The organism is Falsiroseomonas sp. RANM36 (assembly GCF_056682175.1).
Genome location: NZ_JBWXTD010000003.1, coordinates 1,714,663 through 1,715,320, shown reverse-complemented (window position 1 = coordinate 1,715,320; position 658 = coordinate 1,714,663). Strand labels below are relative to the sequence as shown.

The window sequence follows — 658 nt, the reverse complement described above, 5'->3', positions numbered from 1 at the left end:
CGCCCCCGCCCCCCCCGCCGCGGGGCCCCCCGCCGCGGGCGGGGCCCCCCGCGGCCTCGCGCGGGGCGCGGTCGACCCGGCCGCCGACCTTGGCGACCAGCGTCTCGGCGGTGGAGAGCGACACCTGGCGCAGCGCGCCCATCGCCGCGTCGCGCGCAACGCCGATCCGCCGCTCGGCTTCCTCGATCTGCTGGGCCAGACGGGCGTTCAGCTCCTCCGCGCGCGCGGCGGCATCGCCCTGTGCCTGCTGCATGGCGGCGGCGATGGCGGCCTGCGCCTCCGCCCTCGCCTTGGCGGTGGCCTCCCGGTGCGCCGCCATGGCTGCGTCGGCTTCCGCCTTCGCAGCCTGCGCCGCGTTGAGATCGGCCGCGATGCGCGCCCGCCGGTCCTCGAGCACGCGCTCGACGCGCGGCAGCGCATAGACCGTCATCACGTAATACAGCAGCCCGAAGATGATCAGCAGCCAGACGACCTGGGCGATCAGCAGCGGATTGCCGAAATCGAGCTGCGGCATGGAACCCCCTCTAGGTGGCGGCATGGGCGGCTGCGCCGCATGCACGCGATCGCGCCCGTCGCACCCGGCGCGCCGGCCGGGGCCCCCGGCCCCCCCCCCCCCAGCGGGGGGGGGCCGCCGGGGGCCGCCCCCCTCCCCGCGGGG

General features: G+C 78.6%; 1 protein-coding gene. It reads right to left on the bottom strand.

The window, feature by feature from the left end; translation table 11 throughout:
• A partial coding sequence (locus AC1MIR_RS13175) for a F0F1 ATP synthase subunit B family protein (protein WP_480028605.1) occupies nt 1-514 on the bottom strand: 514 nt, incomplete at its 3' end.
• Between the last annotated feature and the right edge of the window lie 144 nt (nt 515-658).